General features: G+C 71.5%; 16 protein-coding genes and 1 riboswitch. Of the genes, 9 read left to right on the top strand and 7 right to left on the bottom strand.

The features are described 5' to 3' along the window. Positions 1–4 precede the first annotated feature (4 nt). A complete protein-coding gene (locus MUY22_RS05125; RefSeq protein WP_247057583.1) occupies positions 5–370 on the top strand; it encodes a helix-turn-helix domain-containing protein in 366 nt (121 codons plus the stop codon). Positions 371–779: 409 nt separating this feature from the next. Here MUY22_RS05125 and MUY22_RS05120 read toward each other — a convergent pair whose 3' ends face one another. Beyond that, complete coding sequence (locus MUY22_RS05120) at positions 780–1,064, bottom strand: 4a-hydroxytetrahydrobiopterin dehydratase (RefSeq protein ID WP_247057581.1); 285 nt, start codon at positions 1,062–1,064, stop codon at positions 780–782. 32 nt (positions 1,065–1,096) lie between these two features. Next, a riboswitch (TPP riboswitch) is annotated at positions 1,097–1,206 on the top strand. 21 nt (positions 1,207–1,227) lie between these two features. Between MUY22_RS05120 and MUY22_RS05115 the strand changes: the two genes are divergently transcribed. The 3 genes from MUY22_RS05115 to MUY22_RS05105 are packed head-to-tail and all read left to right on the top strand — an operon-like array spanning position 1,228 to position 4,888. Further along, positions 1,228–2,280 carry a thiamine ABC transporter substrate binding subunit gene (locus tag MUY22_RS05115; RefSeq protein WP_247057579.1) on the top strand — a complete coding sequence of 351 codons (1,053 nt, stop codon included), beginning with the start codon at positions 1,228–1,230 and terminating at the stop codon, positions 2,278–2,280. After that, positions 2,256–3,881, top strand: coding sequence for an ABC transporter permease (locus MUY22_RS05110; RefSeq protein WP_371827583.1), 1,626 nt, complete (start codon positions 2,256–2,258; stop codon positions 3,879–3,881). Before MUY22_RS05115 ends, MUY22_RS05110 begins: the two co-directional genes overlap by 25 nt. After that, positions 3,881–4,888: an ABC transporter ATP-binding protein gene (locus tag MUY22_RS05105; protein ID WP_247057577.1), complete on the top strand. Its 1,008-nt coding sequence runs from the start codon at positions 3,881–3,883 to the stop codon at positions 4,886–4,888. Before MUY22_RS05110 ends, MUY22_RS05105 begins: the two co-directional genes overlap by 1 nt. Here MUY22_RS05105 and MUY22_RS05100 read toward each other — a convergent pair. The 4 genes from MUY22_RS05100 to MUY22_RS05085 form a co-directional block, all read right to left on the bottom strand. Then, entirely contained in the window at positions 4,885–5,151 is a 267-nt protein-coding gene (locus MUY22_RS05100) for a hypothetical protein (protein ID WP_247057575.1), read from the bottom strand. The two genes, MUY22_RS05105 and MUY22_RS05100, sit on opposite strands and share 4 nt — an antisense overlap. A 75-nt stretch (positions 5,152–5,226) precedes the next feature. Continuing rightward, complete coding sequence (locus MUY22_RS05095) at positions 5,227–6,105, bottom strand: ABC transporter permease (protein WP_247057573.1); 879 nt, start codon at positions 6,103–6,105, stop codon at positions 5,227–5,229. Further along, entirely contained in the window at positions 6,102–7,076 is a 975-nt protein-coding gene (locus MUY22_RS05090; protein ID WP_247057571.1) for an ABC transporter ATP-binding protein, read from the bottom strand. Before MUY22_RS05090 ends, MUY22_RS05095 begins: the two co-directional genes overlap by 4 nt. Further along, positions 7,073–8,164: a DUF2092 domain-containing protein gene (locus tag MUY22_RS05085; RefSeq protein ID WP_247057569.1), complete on the bottom strand. Its 1,092-nt coding sequence runs from the start codon at positions 8,162–8,164 to the stop codon at positions 7,073–7,075. Before MUY22_RS05085 ends, MUY22_RS05090 begins: the two co-directional genes overlap by 4 nt. Positions 8,165–8,308: 144 nt before the next feature. Here MUY22_RS05085 and MUY22_RS05080 point away from each other — a divergent pair, with 144 nt between their 5' ends. The 3 genes from MUY22_RS05080 (at position 8,309) to MUY22_RS05070 (ending at position 10,933) form a co-directional block, all read left to right on the top strand. Beyond that, entirely contained in the window at positions 8,309–9,025 is a 717-nt protein-coding gene (locus MUY22_RS05080) for a response regulator transcription factor (RefSeq protein WP_247057566.1), read from the top strand. Then, a complete protein-coding gene (locus tag MUY22_RS05075) occupies positions 9,025–10,335 on the top strand; it encodes a cell wall metabolism sensor histidine kinase WalK (protein ID WP_247057564.1) in 1,311 nt (436 codons plus the stop codon). Before MUY22_RS05080 ends, MUY22_RS05075 begins: the two co-directional genes overlap by 1 nt. A gap of 208 nt (positions 10,336–10,543) precedes the next feature. Continuing rightward, positions 10,544–10,933 (top strand): (deoxy)nucleoside triphosphate pyrophosphohydrolase, encoded by a 390-nt coding sequence (locus MUY22_RS05070; protein WP_247057562.1) that lies wholly within the window; start codon positions 10,544–10,546, stop codon positions 10,931–10,933. 59 nt (positions 10,934–10,992) lie between these two features. On the opposite strand, the gene trpS is transcribed toward MUY22_RS05070, so the two are convergent. Then, complete coding sequence (gene trpS, locus MUY22_RS05065; RefSeq protein ID WP_247057560.1) at positions 10,993–11,958, bottom strand: tryptophan--tRNA ligase; 966 nt, start codon at positions 11,956–11,958, stop codon at positions 10,993–10,995. 173 nt (positions 11,959–12,131) lie between these two features. Here trpS and MUY22_RS05060 point away from each other — a divergent pair, with 173 nt between their 5' ends. Further along, a complete protein-coding gene (locus MUY22_RS05060) occupies positions 12,132–12,431 on the top strand; it encodes a YciI family protein (protein WP_247057558.1) in 300 nt (99 codons plus the stop codon). On the opposite strand, the gene MUY22_RS05055 is transcribed toward MUY22_RS05060, so the two are convergent. Then, entirely contained in the window at positions 12,428–12,580 is a 153-nt protein-coding gene (locus tag MUY22_RS05055; protein ID WP_247057556.1) for a hypothetical protein, read from the bottom strand. The two genes, MUY22_RS05060 and MUY22_RS05055, sit on opposite strands and share 4 nt — an antisense overlap. Before the next feature lie 193 nt (positions 12,581–12,773). Between MUY22_RS05055 and typA the strand changes: the two genes are divergently transcribed. Beyond that, the gene (typA, locus tag MUY22_RS05050; RefSeq protein ID WP_247057554.1) at positions 12,774–14,699 is read left to right on the top strand and encodes a translational GTPase TypA; all 1,926 of its coding nucleotides are present in this window, start codon (positions 12,774–12,776) and stop codon (positions 14,697–14,699) included. The last annotated feature ends 308 nt before the right edge of the window (positions 14,700–15,007 follow it).

The raw sequence follows: 15,007 nt of genomic DNA, 5'->3' as shown, positions 1-15,007 counted from the left end.
CCGGGTGGAGCCGCTGACCGCTGATCTCTTCGCGCCGCAATGCCCGTCGGCCGACACGCCGTTCCGGATCGGGGACAAGTGGGGCGGCATGGTCGTCGTCTGCCTCAAGGACGGGCCGCGCCGCTTCTCCGAGCTGCGCGTGCCGCTCCGGAACGTCAGCCCGAAGGTGCTCACCGAGACGCTGCGGTCCCTGGAGCGCGACGGGATGATCACCCGCAAGACCTACGACGAGAACCCGCCGCGCGTCGAGTACACGCTGACGGACCTGGGCCGGACCCTGTTCGAGCCCATGGACCGCTGCCGCGAGTGGGCGGAGAAGTACCTGCCGAGCCTGCGAGAAGCCCGGCAGGCCTACGACCGGGCGGACTAGCCGAGGAGGCCCATCAGCGCGATCGTGATCAGCACGACGGCGGTCGCGAGGGCGTTGATCCAGGCGCGCTGGGTGGCGGTCAGGGCGGCGGTGGCGGGGGTGCTGTTCATGGCGTTTTCCCTACGAGCGGGCCGATGCTTCCGCGGGTTCAGCGCGTTGACCATGCCGAGTGTTAGCAGCTGTGACGAAGCTCACCCGATCATGTCGCTGACCAGCGGAAACGGCACTCAGCCGTCCGAGTGACGGTGACTGCGGACGGTGAACCAGAGCACCCCGCCGGCCGCGGCCACCATCGTCGCGAATGCCACTGTGCCCACTACGATCGCCTGCGTCATATCTGCCTCTCGGTGCGAAGTCCTTTACCGAGAGACGCCGAACGCGGGCTTTCGTGCACTCAGAGTAGCCGGGATCACAGTCCGTCGAGGGTCTCGTTGATCTGCTTGGCCAGCGCGAAGTCCTTTTTCGTCAGCCCACCTGCCGAATGCGTGCTGAGGTGGAAGGTCAGCGTGCGCCAGCGGATGTCGATGTCCGGGTGGTGATCGGCGGCCTCGGCCAGCACCGCGACGCGGTCCACCACCTCGATCGCCTTCGGGAAGCTCGGCAGCTCCACCTCGCGCCGGATGACCTTGTCGTGCCGGACCCACCCGGAGAGCAGGGCCCGGTCGGCCTCGTCGTCGCTCAAGATTTCCGTCATGGCTCCATCGTCCAACGTCCTGGACTAAGGTGCACGGTTGCCACGGGAGTCCGGTGAGCCGGGCTGAGAGGCGGGGTGACCCGCGACCGTTAGCACCTGATCCCGGATCATGCCGGCGAAGGGAGGGCTTTCCCTCCTCGTCCGGCGAAGTGCAGGAGGGTAGATGAAACGCAGTGCTGTTCGCGCCGCGACGGCCATCGCCGTCGTCAGCGTCGTCACAGCGGCGTGTTCGCTGTCGGACGGGTCCGGTGACGCGAAGCAGACGCCCACCGTCACCCTGGTGACGCACGACTCCTTCCTGGCGCCGCAGGAGGTGCTCGACGCCTTCCAGCAGCAGTCGGGCATCAAGATCTCCGTGCTCAAGCAGGGCGACGCCGGCTCGCTGACCAACAAGCTCGTGCTCACCAAGGCGAACCCGGTCGGCGACGTCGCGTACGGCGTCGACTCGACCTTCGCCTCGCGCGCGCTCGCCGAGGGCGTCTTCGAGCCCTACACCAGCCCGGAAGCCGACCGCGGGCCGCAGCGCTACGCCGTCGACCCGGAGCACCGGCTCTCGGCGGTCGACGTCGGCGACGTCTGCGTCAACGTCGACACGAACTACTTCACGGCCAAGGGGATCCCGGCGCCGGAGTCGTACGACGACCTGGCCGACCCGAAGTACAAGGACCTGCTGGTCGCCGAGGACCCGGCGACGGCGTCGCCCGGGCTCGCGTTCCTGCTCGGCACCGTCGCGAAGTACGGCGAGGCCGGCTGGAAGGACTACTGGACCAAGCTGAAGGCCAACGGCCTCAAGGTGGTCAGCGGCTGGGAAGAGGCCTACACGAAGGAGTTCTCGGGCTCGTCCGGCAAGGGGCCGCGGCCGATCGTCGTCTCGTACGCGTCGTCGCCGGCCGCCGAGGTGGGCGACGACGGGAAGCCGCGGACGAAGGCGCTGCTCGACACCTGTTACCGGCAGGTCGAGTACGCCGGGGTGCTGGCAGGCGGCAAGCAGGAGGAGAACGCGCGCAAGGTCGTCGACTTCCTGCTTTCGCAGCAGTTCCAGGCGACCGTGGCGGCCAACATGTACGTCTACCCGGCGCGCCAGGGCGTCGACCTGCCGGCGGGCTGGGCGCAGGTCGCGCCGCTGCCGCAGAAGCCGCAGGCGCTGACCGCGGACCAGGTGCAGGCCGGGCGTGAGAAGTGGATCGGCGAATGGCGCACGCTCGTGCAGTCGTAGCGCCACCCAGGACCGCACGCGGCATCGGCCTGGCGCTGCTCGGGCTGGCCCCGATCGGTTTCCTGGTGGTCTTCTTCGCCTGGCCGGTGCTGGCGATCATCGGCCGCGGGTTCGCCGCGGGCGGGCTCGACGTCGTGCTGGGCGACCCGCAGACCTGGCGGCTGGCCGGCTTCACGGTGGCCACCGCCGCGGGCTCGACGGTCGTCGCGGTGCTGGCCGGGCTGCCGGTGGCGTTCCTGCTTTCCCGGGTGCGGCTGCCCGGCGTCGGCCTGGCGCGGACGCTGGTGCTCGTGCCGTTCGTGCTGCCGACCGTGGTGGTCGGGCTGGCGTTCCGGGCGCTCTGGCCGGACGGCGGCGTGCTGCCGATCGTGCTGGCCAACGCGTTCTTCAACGTCGCCGTCGTCGCGCGGACCGTCGCCGGGCTCTGGGCGCGGCTGGACTCGCGGACGTCCGACGCCGCGCGGGCGCTCGGCGCGTCACCGTGGCGGGCGTTCCGGTCGGTGACGCTGCCGGCGCTGGCGCCCGCGATCGCGTCCGCCGCGGCTGTCGTATTTCTGTTCTGCGCCACCAGTTTCGGCGTCGTGCTGATCCTCGGCGGCGCGCGGTACCGGACCCTGGAAACCGAGATCTACCTCCGGACGGTCGACCTGCTCGACCTCTCCGGCGCGTCGGCGCTTTCGCTGATCCAGTTCGCCGCGGTCGTCGCGGCGCTGGTCGTCGGCGGGCTGGCGCGGCGGCGCAAGGAAGGCGCCAGGATCGGTTCCGGCGCCGCGCGACGCCCTCGCGGCGGCGAATGGTGGGTCGTCGGCGCGGCGGGCGTCGTGCTGGCGCTGCTGCTGACGCCGATCGTCGCGCTGCTCGCGGAGTCGGTGTCCACTTCGGACGGCTGGAGCCTCGCGGGGTACCGGGCGCTCGCGGGCACCGGCGAGAAGGGCGCGTTGCAGGTGTCCGGCTGGGACGCCGCGCTGAACTCGCTGAAGGTGGCGATCGACGCGACGTTGCTGGCGCTGGTCGTCGGCGTGCTCGCGTCGGTGGTGCTGGTGGCGCTGCGCCGGTCGCCGGCGCGGGCCGCGCGCGGGCTCGGCGAGACGCTCGACGCCGCGTTGATGCTGCCGCTCGGGGTGTCCGCGGTGACCGTCGGGTTCGGGTACCTCGTGACGCTCGACGCGCTGCCCGGCGACCTGCGGACGTCGCCCTACCTGGTGCCGCTCGCGCAGGCGCTGGTGATCATCCCGCTGATCGTGCGGATGGTGCTGCCGGTGCTGCGTTCGGTCGACGTCCGGCTGCGGCAGGCCGCGTCGACGCTCGGCGCGAGCCCGCTGCGGGTCTGGCGGGAGATCGACCTGCCGCTGACGCTGCGGCCGCTGGTCGCGGCGGCGGGGTTCGGGTTCGTCGTGGCGCTCGGCGAGTTCGGCGCGACGAGCTTCCTGGCGCGGCCGACGTCGCCGACGCTGCCGGTCGCGATCGCGTCGCTGATGGGGCGCCCGGGGGAGCTGAACAACCAGATGGCGTACGCCGCGTGCGCGTTGCTGATGCTCGTGACGGTGCTGGCGGTCGCGCTGATCGACCGGCTCGGCCGCGGTCGGGTGGGAGAGTTCTGATGGCGCTTTCGGTGCGGGACCTGACCATCCACTATGGATCGTTCGCGGCGGTGCGCGACGCCCGGCTCGACATCGCCGACGGCGAGGTGCTGGCGCTGCTCGGCCCGTCCGGCTCGGGCAAGTCGACGCTGCTGCGCGCGATCACCGGGCTGGAGCCGTCGGCCCGCGGCACGGTCAGCTGGGACGGCGAGGACCTCGGCGCGGTCCCGGTGCACCGCCGCGGCTTCGGCTTGGTGTTCCAGGACGGCCAGCTGTTCGGCCACCGCGACGTCGCCGCGAACATCGCGTTCGGCCTGCGGATGCACGGCGTGCCGCGGGCTGCGTGGGCGGGGCGCGTCGCCGAGCTGCTGGAACTGGTCGGGCTGTCCGGCTTCGAACGGCGCCGGGTGACGGAGCTGTCGGGTGGCCAGGCGCAGCGGGTGGCACTGGCCCGCGCTTTGGCACCGGAGCCGAGGCTGCTGTTGCTGGACGAGCCACTGTCCGGTTTGGACGCCGGGTTGCGCGAGCAGCTGGCCATCGATCTGGCGGACCTGTTGCGGCGCAGCAAGATCACGGCGTTGCTGGTGACGCACGACCAGGAGGAGGCGTTCACCCTGGCCGACCGGGTCGCGGTGCTCGACGCCGGCGAGGTCCGCCAGGAGGGCGCGGTCCGGCGCGTGTGGCGCAACCCGCTGGACGACGACGTGGCGCGTTTCCTGGGAGTGACGTCGTTCGTCGAGGGGCTCGCGACGGGCGGCGTGGTCCGGACCCCGCTGGGCGACGTGCCGGCGCCGGACGCCGCCGACGGCCCGGTGCGGCTGGGGTTGCGCCCGCACGCGCTGCGAGTGGCCGGCTCGGGTGTCGCGGGTGAGGTGGTGGCGGCGGTCCACCGCCGCGAGCACGTGCGGCTGGTGGTCCGGCTGGCGGAGTCCACTGTGGACGCGGTCGCCCCGGCGGCGACGGACTTCCGGGCGGGGGACGAAGTCCGGCTGGAGCTGGACCCGGACGGCGTAGCGCTGGTCGGCTAGCGGCTTTGGCTCTCGGTATGAAACTCGGCCTTGCGTCGAGCGAGGTAGGCGGGCCAGTCGGCCTTCGCCGCGATCACGTCCGTGATGGACAGCTTGATGACGGCGCAACCGGAGAGGGAGCACGCTCTGGGATGGGTGGCGTCGATCAGCGAGATGCCGCCGATCTCGTCGCCGTCATCGATGTAGGTGCACAGCACGGGGTGGAAAGAACAGTCCTCGTAGATGTCACCCGGCCGGATCTCCCCGGGCTGGTCCGTGGTCATGACGGGAGTATGGGTGCCGAGGGTGCCCTCAGGTCAAGTCCATTGGCTTGACCCGAGGGCCCCTGCCGGGCAACCTCAGCCGTCGCGGGTGGACAACCGTGCGTAGGCCAGCGACAGCCCGATCACGATGTAGCACCCCGCGCGCAACGCGCCTTCGCCCAGCATCTGCGTGCCCATCGGGTCCTGTAGCACCTCCGCCGGGGCCAGCGACCAGTTCTGCGTCAGCAGGAACGGGTGCAGCCAGTCCAGCGACGTCAAGAACCCCAGGATCGTGAACACGATGTCCGCCGCCAGCACGGACGCCACCACCAGCATCGGGTGTTCCGTCCAGCTGGAGATCGCCAGCGCCACCGCGCCGACCGCCCACAGCTGCAGCACGACCCAGCCCGCGACCAGCAGGATCCGGGCCAGTGCGCCGCCCACCGACAGCGTGGTTCCCGACAGCGTGAACAGCGAGTCCGTGCCGTTGATGATCAGGCCCGTCACCACGCCCGTGAAACACATCGCCAGCACCGAAACCACCGACACCGTCGCGACGCCGAACGCCTTGACCGCCAGCAGCCGGCCGCGGCCGACCGGGGCGATCAGCCAGCCGCGCAGGGTTCCGTGGGACGTCTCGCCCGCGATCGCGTCCGCGCCCGCCATGGCCGAAGCCAGCGGCAGAAGCAGGGTCAGCGTCATCACGATCGCCGCGATCGGCAGTACGAAAGCGTTGTTGACGGCGGACGCCAGCAGCGCGCCGCCGCCGTCGTCCGGGCCGCCGCCGGACTGCGCGTCTTCGCTCACCAGCGTCAGGCCGATGCCGATCACCACCGGGATCAGCGCCAGCAGGCCCAGCACGGCGAGCGTGCGCGGCCGCCGGAAGATCCAGCGCAGCTCCGCGGCCAGCAGCCGGGGCAGCGGCACCGAGTCGTGGCCCGTGCGGACCGCCGGTGCCTCGAGAACCGCGGTCATTCCGCCCCCTCCGTCAGTCGCGCGAACAGGTCTTCCAGGCCGGTGCGCGCCCGCGTCGCCTCGTGGACCGCGACCCCCGCGCCCACCAGGACCTGCAGCACCCGCGGCGCCTCGGTGGCCGTGAGGTCGGCGCGGATCCCGTCCGGCGTCAGCCGCGCGCCGATCCGGTTCTCCCGCAGCACTTCCACGGCCTGCTCGGCGTCCGGCGTGCGGACCAGCAGGGCCGCGTTCCCGGACTCCAGCAGCTCCGCCAGCTCGCCCTGCGCGACGACGTTCCCGGCCTGCAGCACGGCGACGTGCGTGCAGGTCGCCTCCACCTCGGCCAGCAGGTGCGACGACACCAGCACGGTGACGCCCTCGGCGTGCAGCTCGGCCACGATCCTGCGGATCTCCCTGGTACCAGCAGGGTCGAGGCCGTTGGTCGGCTCGTCGAGCACGACCATCTTCCGCGGCACGAGCAACGCCGAAGCGAGCCCGAGCCGTTGCTTCATGCCGAGCGAGTAACCCTTGTACCGCCGGCGCGCGGCGACGCTCAGCCCGACGCGTTCGATCGCGGAGTCGACCGCGAACGGGATCCCGGACGACGCCAGCCGCGGTTCGGCCGCGGCGAAGCGCAGCAGGTTGTCGCGGCCGGAGAGGAACGGGTGGAAGCCCGGCCCCTCGACCAGCGCGCCGACGTCCGGCAACGCGTGCGCGGCGGCGTCGGGCATCTTGCGGCCGAGCAGCTCGACCTCGCCCTCGGTCGGGCGCACCAGGCCCAGCAGCATCCGGATGGTGGTCGTCTTGCCCGAGCCGTTCGGCCCGAGCATCCCGACGACCGCGCCTTCGGGGATGTCGAGGTCGACGTGGTCCACCGCGACCGTGCCGCGGTAGACCTTGCGCAGTCCCCTGGTGCGCGCGGCCAGGGGAACCGCCGGGGCGGACGTCTCCGAAGAAACGTCCGCCCCGGACTCGACAGTCGTACTGGTCACTTCTGACCCAGCGCTTCGTACAGGACCTGCTCCGGCACCGCACCGGCGGCGAACCGGCCGTCGTCGGTCAGGATCGCGCTGCCCACCTTCGTGGTGATGAGGTGGCCGCTGCCCCAGGTGCCGCTGACCTTCTTGGTGAACCGGTCGAGCAGGGCCTGCGGGTCGGCGTTGCGGCCCTGGCGGTCACCCTGCTGCTTCGGTGCCGCGTTCAGCGCGTCGGCCGGGATCGTGCCGGTGATGACGGTGTCCCAGCCGTCGCCGACGACCTTGGTGGCCTGCTTCGCCTGCTCGGCGAGGTCCTTGTCCTTCTGGTCCACCGTCGGCGTCTTCTCCTGCACCTTGGCGCCCTTCGGCGGGGTGAAGGTGAAGAGGTCGGCCGGCTGCTGGGTGAACTCGATCTGGCTGAACGCGACCTCGAGCGCCGGCGACGTCGTCCCGTTGCTCAGCACCGAAACCCGCAGCGGCATCCGCGTCTGCGAGTCGACGGCCACGCGGATCTCACGCAGCAGCGTGCGCTCGCTCGGCTTCGGCGTCAGGACCAGCTCGTAGGCCGGGCGGTCGGCGACGGTCGCGGTGCCGTCGACCGACACCGTGCTGCTCTCGCGGACCTTCGCCAGCAGCTCGGTGGCGGTCGCGACCGGGTCGGCCGTCTTCTCGCTGCCCGCGCCCTTCTGCTTGGCCACGTCCGCCGGGATGGTCACCTTGGTCGCGGTGTTGGTCTTGGAGCTGTAGTCCCAGACGGTCGTCCCGTCGTGGACCACGGTCTCCTGGCCGGTGCCCTGGGTGACGGCGAGCCGGCTCTTGCCCGCGCCGTCGGTGAAGATGTGCGCCGAGTCGATGTTCAGCGCGGACGCCCCCGGGATCGCGCTCCCCACCGCCGGCAGGCCGAGGTCGTTGCTGACCTTCAGCGTGCCGTCGAACGCGCCCGGCTTCGCCTGCATGACCGACTGCACCAGGTCTTCGGCGCTCACCTGCGGCAGTGCCGGCTTGTCATCGGCGCTGGCCGGCATCGCGATGACCGCGAGCCCGCCGACGCCGAGAGCGGTGCCCACGACCGCCGCGGTGATGCCCTTCGTCTTCGTCTTCATGCGTCTCTCCCTGTGTTCCCGAGCTCAAGTGTGCTCGGCTCCCGGCACCGACGCTTCCCTCTCGAGGCTGAGATACCCCTGAAGGTTCTCCCGCCGCGGCTGAGATCGTGCTGAGAGATCCCGCGGGACCTGCGCAAACCCGCCATGATGAGACTCGTGAAACCTCGGGTGCTGGTGGTCGACGACGAGCTGGGCGTGCGGAAAGCACTGCAACGCGGGCTGCGCGCGGAGGGGATGGACGTGGTCACCGCCGCGGACGGCCCCAGCGGGCTGCAGCTGGCGAGCACCGGCTCGTTCGACGTCGTGCTGCTCGACATCATGCTGCCCGGCTTGTCCGGTTACCGCGTGCTGGAGCGGCTGCGCAAGGACGGCGTCACGACGCCAGTGCTGCTCGTGTCGGCCAAGGACGGCGAGGTCGACCAGGCCGACGGCTTGGACCTGGGCGCCGACGGCTACCTCGTCAAGCCGTTCTCCTTCGTGGTGCTGGTGGCGCAGGTCCGCGCGACGCTGCGCCGCGCCGGGCCGGACGCCAGCCGCGGCACGCTGCGGCTCGGCGCGCTGGAGGTCGACCGCGGACTGCGTCAGGTGCACTGGAACGGCGCGGAGGTCGGGCTGAGCCCCCGCGAGTTCGCGCTGCTCGAGGTGCTCGTCGGGCGCGCGGGCACGGTCGTCACCAAGGACGAGCTGCTGCGCGCGGTCTGGGGCGAGGAGCAGGCCGTGACGCGCAACCTCGTCGAGGTGTACGTCGGGTACGTGCGGCGCAAGCTCGACGCCGTCGGCGCCGGCGCGCTGCTGCGGACCGTGCGCGGGCACGGCTACCTGGCCTCCGACGCGCAGATCGACGAGGTCATCACCCCGTGATGACCTGGTGGCGCGGGCGGTCCCTGCAGGCCCGGATCACCGTGCTGGCCGCGACGATCACCCTGGGCTGCCTGCTCGGGCTCGCCGCGCTGGCCGCGGCGCGACTTTCGCCGTTGCTCATCGAGTCGGTCGACCGCGAGCTGACCGGCGCGCTCGCCCCGGCCAGCGCCGAGGTGAGCGCCGGGCGCGCGCTGCCGACCACCGCCCCGGTGACGGTCCGGGTGCTCGACATCTCGGGCACGCCGGTCGACGGTGGCGCGCCGAGCGGGCTCAGCGGCGCCGACGTCGGGCTGCTCAAGGCCGGCCAGCCGGTGCAGCAGGACGGCGCCCGCTACCTCGGCGCCGTCGTCAGCACGCCGGACGGGACACAACGGCTGGTCGTCGCGGGCGCGGGCCTGGTCGGGTTCTCCGCCGCGGTGCACTACGGCGGGGTGTGGCTGGTGGTCGTCGCGTCGGTCGGCGCGCTGGTCGCGGGCCTGGCGACGTGGCTGGTGGTGCGCCTGGCGCTGCGTCCGGTGGCGCGGATGCGCGGCACGGTGCGGGCGCTGCCGCCGGGCGCGCGGCTGCCGTTGCCGGACTCGCACGACGAGCTGCGCGCGCTGGCGGAGGAGTTCAACGCGCTGCTGGAGCGCCAGGAGCAGGCGAGCGAACGGCTGCGGCGTTTCACCGGCGACGCGGCCCACGAGCTGCGGTCGCCGGTCGCGTCGATCCGGGTCCAGGCCGAGGTCGCCGTCACCAACCCCGATCCGGAGCTGTCGCAGGAGACGCTGGGCGACATCTTGACGGAGGCCGAACGGCTCTCGTCGTTGCTTGACGGGCTCTTGTCCCTGGCCCGCTCGGACGCGGGGGAGGTGCCGCCCGCGGAGCCGGTCGAGCTGGTCAGCGAGGTCCGCGCGGCGGTCGGCCGGCTCCCGGCGGGCGCGCCGGAGACGCGGGTGAGCAACGCGGTCGCGCAGGCCTGGGCGTGGGCGGCGCACGGCGAGATCGAGCTGGTGCTGGACAACCTGCTGCGCAACGCGCGCCGCTACGCGCGCGGGGAGATCGTGGTGTCGGTGCTGGCGTCACGCTCGTCGGTGCGGGTCGTGGTCGACGACGACGGCCCGGGCATCGCGCCGGAGCACCGCGAGAAGGTCTTCGACCGGTTTTACCGGGTGTCGGACGACCGGGCCCGCATCACCGGGGGTACGGGGCTGGGGCTGGCGATGGTCGCGGAGACGGTTCGCCGTCGTGGTGGGCGGGTGCAGGTCGGGGAGTCGCCGGACGGGGGCGCACGGTTCCAGGTCACCTGGCGTTCGGCGCCGGTCTCCTGAGGGGTGATTCGGGGGTCGGCCCCCGTGTCTGGAGGGTCGACACGCGTGATTCGGGGGTCGGCCCCCGTGTCTGGAGGGTCGACACGCGTGATTCGGGGGTCGACGCGCGTGTTTGGAGGGTCGACACGTGATGGGGGAGCCGGCTCGTGTGATTGCGGGGTCGACACGGCGCGGGCCGCGTTCGGGCTTCCGGGTAGATTCCGGGGCTGTGAACGGTGTGATCGTGGGTGCCGCCCTGGTGCGTGACGGGAAGTTGCTGGCCCAGCAGCGGGCCTGGCCGCCCGGGCACGCGGGGCAGTGGGAGCTGCCCGGCGGGCGCGTCGAAGACGGTGAGTCCGACGCCTTCGCCCTGGCTCGCGAGTGCAGCGAGGAGCTGGACGTCGTGATCGAGGTCGGGGAGCGGGTCGGGCAGGAGATCCCGCTGCCCGGGGACAAGGTCCTGCGGATCTACGCGGCTTCGCTGGTCTCGCCGGGGGACGAGCCGCGTGCAGTCGAACACCTGGCCGTGCAGTGGCTGGGCCCGGACGACCTCGACGACGTCGACTGGCTGCCCGCCGACCGCATCCTCCTGCCGGCCTTCCGCCGGCTGCTGACCTAAAGCCGTGAAGGACTCCTTACCGGCCTTAAGAGCCGGGAAGGAGTCCTTCACGGACCTCTTCAACTCGCGCCGATCATCCGCAACGCCGCCGACAGCCGGTGCGAGCCGCGCTCGGCGGCCCGGGCCGCGCCCGCCTTGCGGACGCGGTCCAGCTCCGCGACGTCGCCGAGCAGCGTCGACGCGCGTTCGCGGATCGGCCGCAGCTGCTCGATCACCGCGTCGGCGACGGCGTCCTTGACCTGGCCGTACGACGAGAACTCCGCGGCCAGGTCCGCCGGTGAACCGCCCTGGCAGGCCGCCAGGATCTCCAGCAGGTTCGCCATGCCCGGCCGGGTGTCCGGTGCGTGCACCGGCACCGAGCCGCCGTCGGTGACCGCGCGGCGGATCTTGCGGCGGATCTGGTCGGGCTCGTCCAGCACGAACACCACGCCGGCGACGTCATGGGTCGACTTCGACATCTTGCGCGTCGGGTCGGTGAGGTCCTTCACCCGCGCCCCGGCGGGCGGGAGCACGGCCTCGGGCACGGTGAACACGTCGCCGTAGGTGCCGTTGAACCGCTTGGCCAGCGTCCGGGCCAGCTCGACGTGCTGGCGCTGGTCCTCGCCGACCGGCACCTCGTTCGCGCCCTGCAGCAGGATGTCGGCGGCCATCAGCACCGGGTAGGTCAGCAGCGACAGCCGCACCCCGGCCTGGCCCTTGGACTTCTCCTTGAACTGGATCATCCGGGCCGCCTCGCCGTAGTTGCAGGTGCACTCCAGGACCCAGGTCAGCGCGCCCAGGTCGCGGGCGAGGTCGGACTGGACGAACACCCGCTCCGGGTCGATGCCGGCGGCGATGAGGACGGCGAGCTGCTCACCCGCCAGGGAGCGGAGTTTGGCGGGGTTGTGCGACGTCGTCATGCCGTGCAGGTCGGCGACGAAGTAGAGGTCGTCGGCGCCGCCCTCGGCGGCCCAGCGGCGGACGGCCCCGAGGTGGTTGCCGAGGTGGACGTGACCGGACGGGGTGATCCCGGACAGCTTGCTCATCGTGGGTCCTTTCGACGGGGACCACCCCGGCGAAGGCACGAAAAAGGCCGCCCGTCCGGGGCGGCCGCTGCTGGTTTTCAGCGCAGGGTCAGAGGGCCGCCGATGGCGGCCACCACTGGGACGTCTGCGCGTGCATGGGGTGACTGTATCCGAGCGGGTCTACCGTTGTAACCATGTTCGTCGTCGTGCTGACCTACACCGCCCCGATCGAAGAAGTCGACCTGGCGCTGCCGGATCACGTGGCGTGGCTGGAGGCGCAGTACGACCGCGGGCTCTTCCTCGCGTCCGGGGCGCGGAAGCCGCGCGTCGGCGGCGTGATCATCACGCGCCCGATGTCCCAGGGGAAGCTGGACGCGATCCTGGCGAGCGACCCGTTCGCGGTGCGGAAGCTCGCGAAGTACGAGGTCATCCCGTTCTCGCCGACCAAGACCGCGCCGGAGCTGCGGGACCTCAACGAGGCGATCAACCGCTAGGCCGCCAGGTCGAGCTTCGCCTTCTTGAGCGCGAGCACCGGGCACTTCTTGCACCGCGGCTTGGACCGGCAGCACTTCTTCTTGACCTTGCCGGCTTTCATCAGCTTGCGCACGACCTTGCGGGGGTCGTCCGGCGGCTTCTTGCCCACGCCTGCGCTCCTCGGATCGACGTCGCTGTCCGGCCCTCCAGATTAGGAGAGCCTAACCGATCTTGGGGCGTGGGGCTCCTCACAATGGGGGTGCAGGTATCCTTGGTGAGGTCCGCGTGTGACCAGAGCCGGTCACAGGATGCCTGACGGGCTTACGCGGCCACCCACACCTTTGAAGTTCAGGAGTACTCGCGTGCCCGCAGTAAGCGCTACCGTCGAAACCGGCCGGCCGACCGGTAAGACCCGGCCCGACCTGCGCAACGTCGCGATCGTCGCCCACGTCGACCACGGCAAGACCACTCTGGTCGACGCCATGCTCCGGCAGTCGGGCGCCTTCGCCGAGCGCGCCGAGCTCGTCGACCGGGTCATGGACTCGGGCGAGCTCGAGCGCGAAAAGGGCATCACCATCCTGGCGAAGAACACGTCGATCCACCGCGAGACGCCCGAGGGCTCGGTGACGATCAACGTCATCGACACCCCCGGCCACGCCGACTTCGGCGGTGAGGTCGAGCGCGGCCTGGCGATGGTCGACGGCGTCGTCCTGCTGGTCGACGCCAGCGAGGGCCCGCTCCCGCAGACCCGCTTCGTGCTCCGCAAGACCCTCGAGGCCAAGCTGCCGGTGATCCTGCTGGTCAACAAGGTCGACCGGCCGGACGCGCGGATCGCCGAGGTCGTCGAAGAGACCCACGACCTGCTGCTGGACCTGGCCGGTGACATCGAGGACGCCGACCTCGACGCCATCCTCGACCTCCCGGTCGTCTACGCCTCCGCGCGCGCCGGCAAGGCGAGCCTGGCGCAGCCCGAGGACGGCGGCCTGCCCGACAGCGAGAACCTCGACCCGCTGTTCGAGACGCTGATGCGCCACGTCCCGCCGCCCGCGGCGGACCTGGACGCGCCGCTGCAGGCCCTGGTCACGAACCTCGACGCGTCGAACTTCCTCGGCCGCATCGCGCTCATCCGCATCCACGCCGGCCGGCTCCGCAAGGGCCAGACCGTGGCCTGGATGCGCGAAGACGGCACCGTGCAGAACGTCCGGATCTCCGAGCTGCTCGTCACCGAGGCGCTCACCCGCGTCCCGGCGACCGAGGCCAGCGCGGGCGAGCTGGTCGCCATCGCCGGCATCCCGGAGATCACCATCGGCGACACCCTCGCCGACTCCGAGACGCCGGTGGCGCTGCCCCGGATCACCGTCGACGAGCCCGCCATCTCGATGACCATCGGCGTCAACACCTCGCCGCTGGCCGGGCGCAACGGCGGCGACAAGGTCACCGCGCGGCTGGTCAAGGCCCGCCTCGACGTCGAGCTGATCGGCAACGTCTCGATCCGCGTGCTGCCGACCGAGCGCCCCGACACCTGGGAGGTCCAGGGCCGTGGCGAGCTGGCGCTGGCCATCCTGGTCGAGCAGATGCGGCGTGAAGGCTTCGAGCTGACCGTCGGCAAGCCGCAGGTGGTCCTGCGCACGATCGACGGCAAGCTGCACGAGCCGTTCGAGCGCCTCTACATCGACTCACCGGAAGAGCACCTCGGCTCGATCACGCAGCTCCTGGCGTCCCGCAAGGGCCGCATGGAGGACATGAGCGGCAACGGCACCGGCCGGATCAAGCTGGTCTACGTGCTCCCGTCGCGCGGCCTGATCAGCTTCCGCACCGACTTCCTCACCGAGACCCGCGGCACCGGCATCGCGAACCACGTGTTCGAGGGCTACTTCCCGTGGGCGGGCGAGATCCGCACCCGCCACAGCGGCTCCCTGGTCGCCGACCGGACCGGCCCGGTCACCGCGTACGCGATGATCCAGCTGGCCGACCGCGGCACGTTCTTCGTCGAGCCGGGCGCCGACGTCTACGAGGGCATGGTCGTGGGCGAGAACCCGCGCTTCGAGGACCTCGACATCAACATCACCAAGGAGAAGAAGCTGACGAACATGCGTCAGTCCTCCGCCGACGTGATGGAGACGCTGGCCCGGCCGCGCAAGATGGGCCTGGAAGAGGCCCTGGAGTTCTGCTCGGTCGACGAGTGCGTCGAGGTGGCCCCGGAGGTCGTCCGCGTCCGCAAGGTCACGCTGGACTTCAACACCCGGGCCAAGGAGCGCTCGCGCGCCAAGAGCCGCGACAACGTCTGATCCGATACGCGAAAAGGGCCTTCCGGCGAGTTGCCGGGAGGCCCTTTTCGCGTGCGCCGGTGACCCTGTGTCCGAAACACCCCGGCCCAGCGTCACCGAATTCGAGTATCTTCTCCTTATATCTTTATAGGCGTCCCGCCTGGTGTTCACCTCCGCCCGGCGCCGTCTCGTGTCCGGGCCGTGTTCGTTCCGCCGTTCCGGAACGGTCCGGGAACCCGGACGGTGGTCCGCGCGTCCTTCTCCATAGCGCCACGATGGGGCGCCGGACCCGGCCGATCCGGGTATGGGAATCTCGGTTCCGGCGGCGG

This window comes from Amycolatopsis sp. WQ 127309, assembly GCF_023023025.1.
Taxonomy (GTDB): Bacteria; Actinomycetota; Actinomycetes; order Mycobacteriales; family Pseudonocardiaceae; genus Amycolatopsis.
Note: the sequence above shows the minus strand (reverse complement) of the source record. Positions and strands in the feature narration are given on the sequence as shown.

Coding starts and splice junctions, on each gene's coding strand:
- MUY22_RS05075 (WP_247057564.1), top strand. CDS start 9,025: ATGACCTGGTGGCGCGGGCGGTCCCTGCAGGCCCGGATCACCGTGCTG.
- trpS (WP_247057560.1), bottom strand. CDS start 11,958: ATGAGCAAGCTGTCCGGGATCACCCCGTCCGGTCACGTCCACCTCGGC.
- MUY22_RS05120 (WP_247057581.1), bottom strand. CDS start 1,064: ATGACGGAAATCTTGAGCGACGACGAGGCCGACCGGGCCCTGCTCTCC.
- MUY22_RS05080 (WP_247057566.1), top strand. CDS start 8,309: ATGATGAGACTCGTGAAACCTCGGGTGCTGGTGGTCGACGACGAGCTG.
- MUY22_RS05110 (WP_371827583.1), top strand. CDS start 2,256: ATGGCGCACGCTCGTGCAGTCGTAGCGCCACCCAGGACCGCACGCGGC.
- MUY22_RS05085 (WP_247057569.1), bottom strand. CDS start 8,164: ATGAAGACGAAGACGAAGGGCATCACCGCGGCGGTCGTGGGCACCGCT.
- MUY22_RS05095 (WP_247057573.1), bottom strand. CDS start 6,105: ATGACCGCGGTTCTCGAGGCACCGGCGGTCCGCACGGGCCACGACTCG.
- MUY22_RS05105 (WP_247057577.1), top strand. CDS start 3,881: ATGGCGCTTTCGGTGCGGGACCTGACCATCCACTATGGATCGTTCGCG.
- MUY22_RS05115 (WP_247057579.1), top strand. CDS start 1,228: ATGAAACGCAGTGCTGTTCGCGCCGCGACGGCCATCGCCGTCGTCAGC.
- MUY22_RS05100 (WP_247057575.1), bottom strand. CDS start 5,151: ATGACCACGGACCAGCCCGGGGAGATCCGGCCGGGTGACATCTACGAG.
- MUY22_RS05060 (WP_247057558.1), top strand. CDS start 12,132: ATGTTCGTCGTCGTGCTGACCTACACCGCCCCGATCGAAGAAGTCGAC.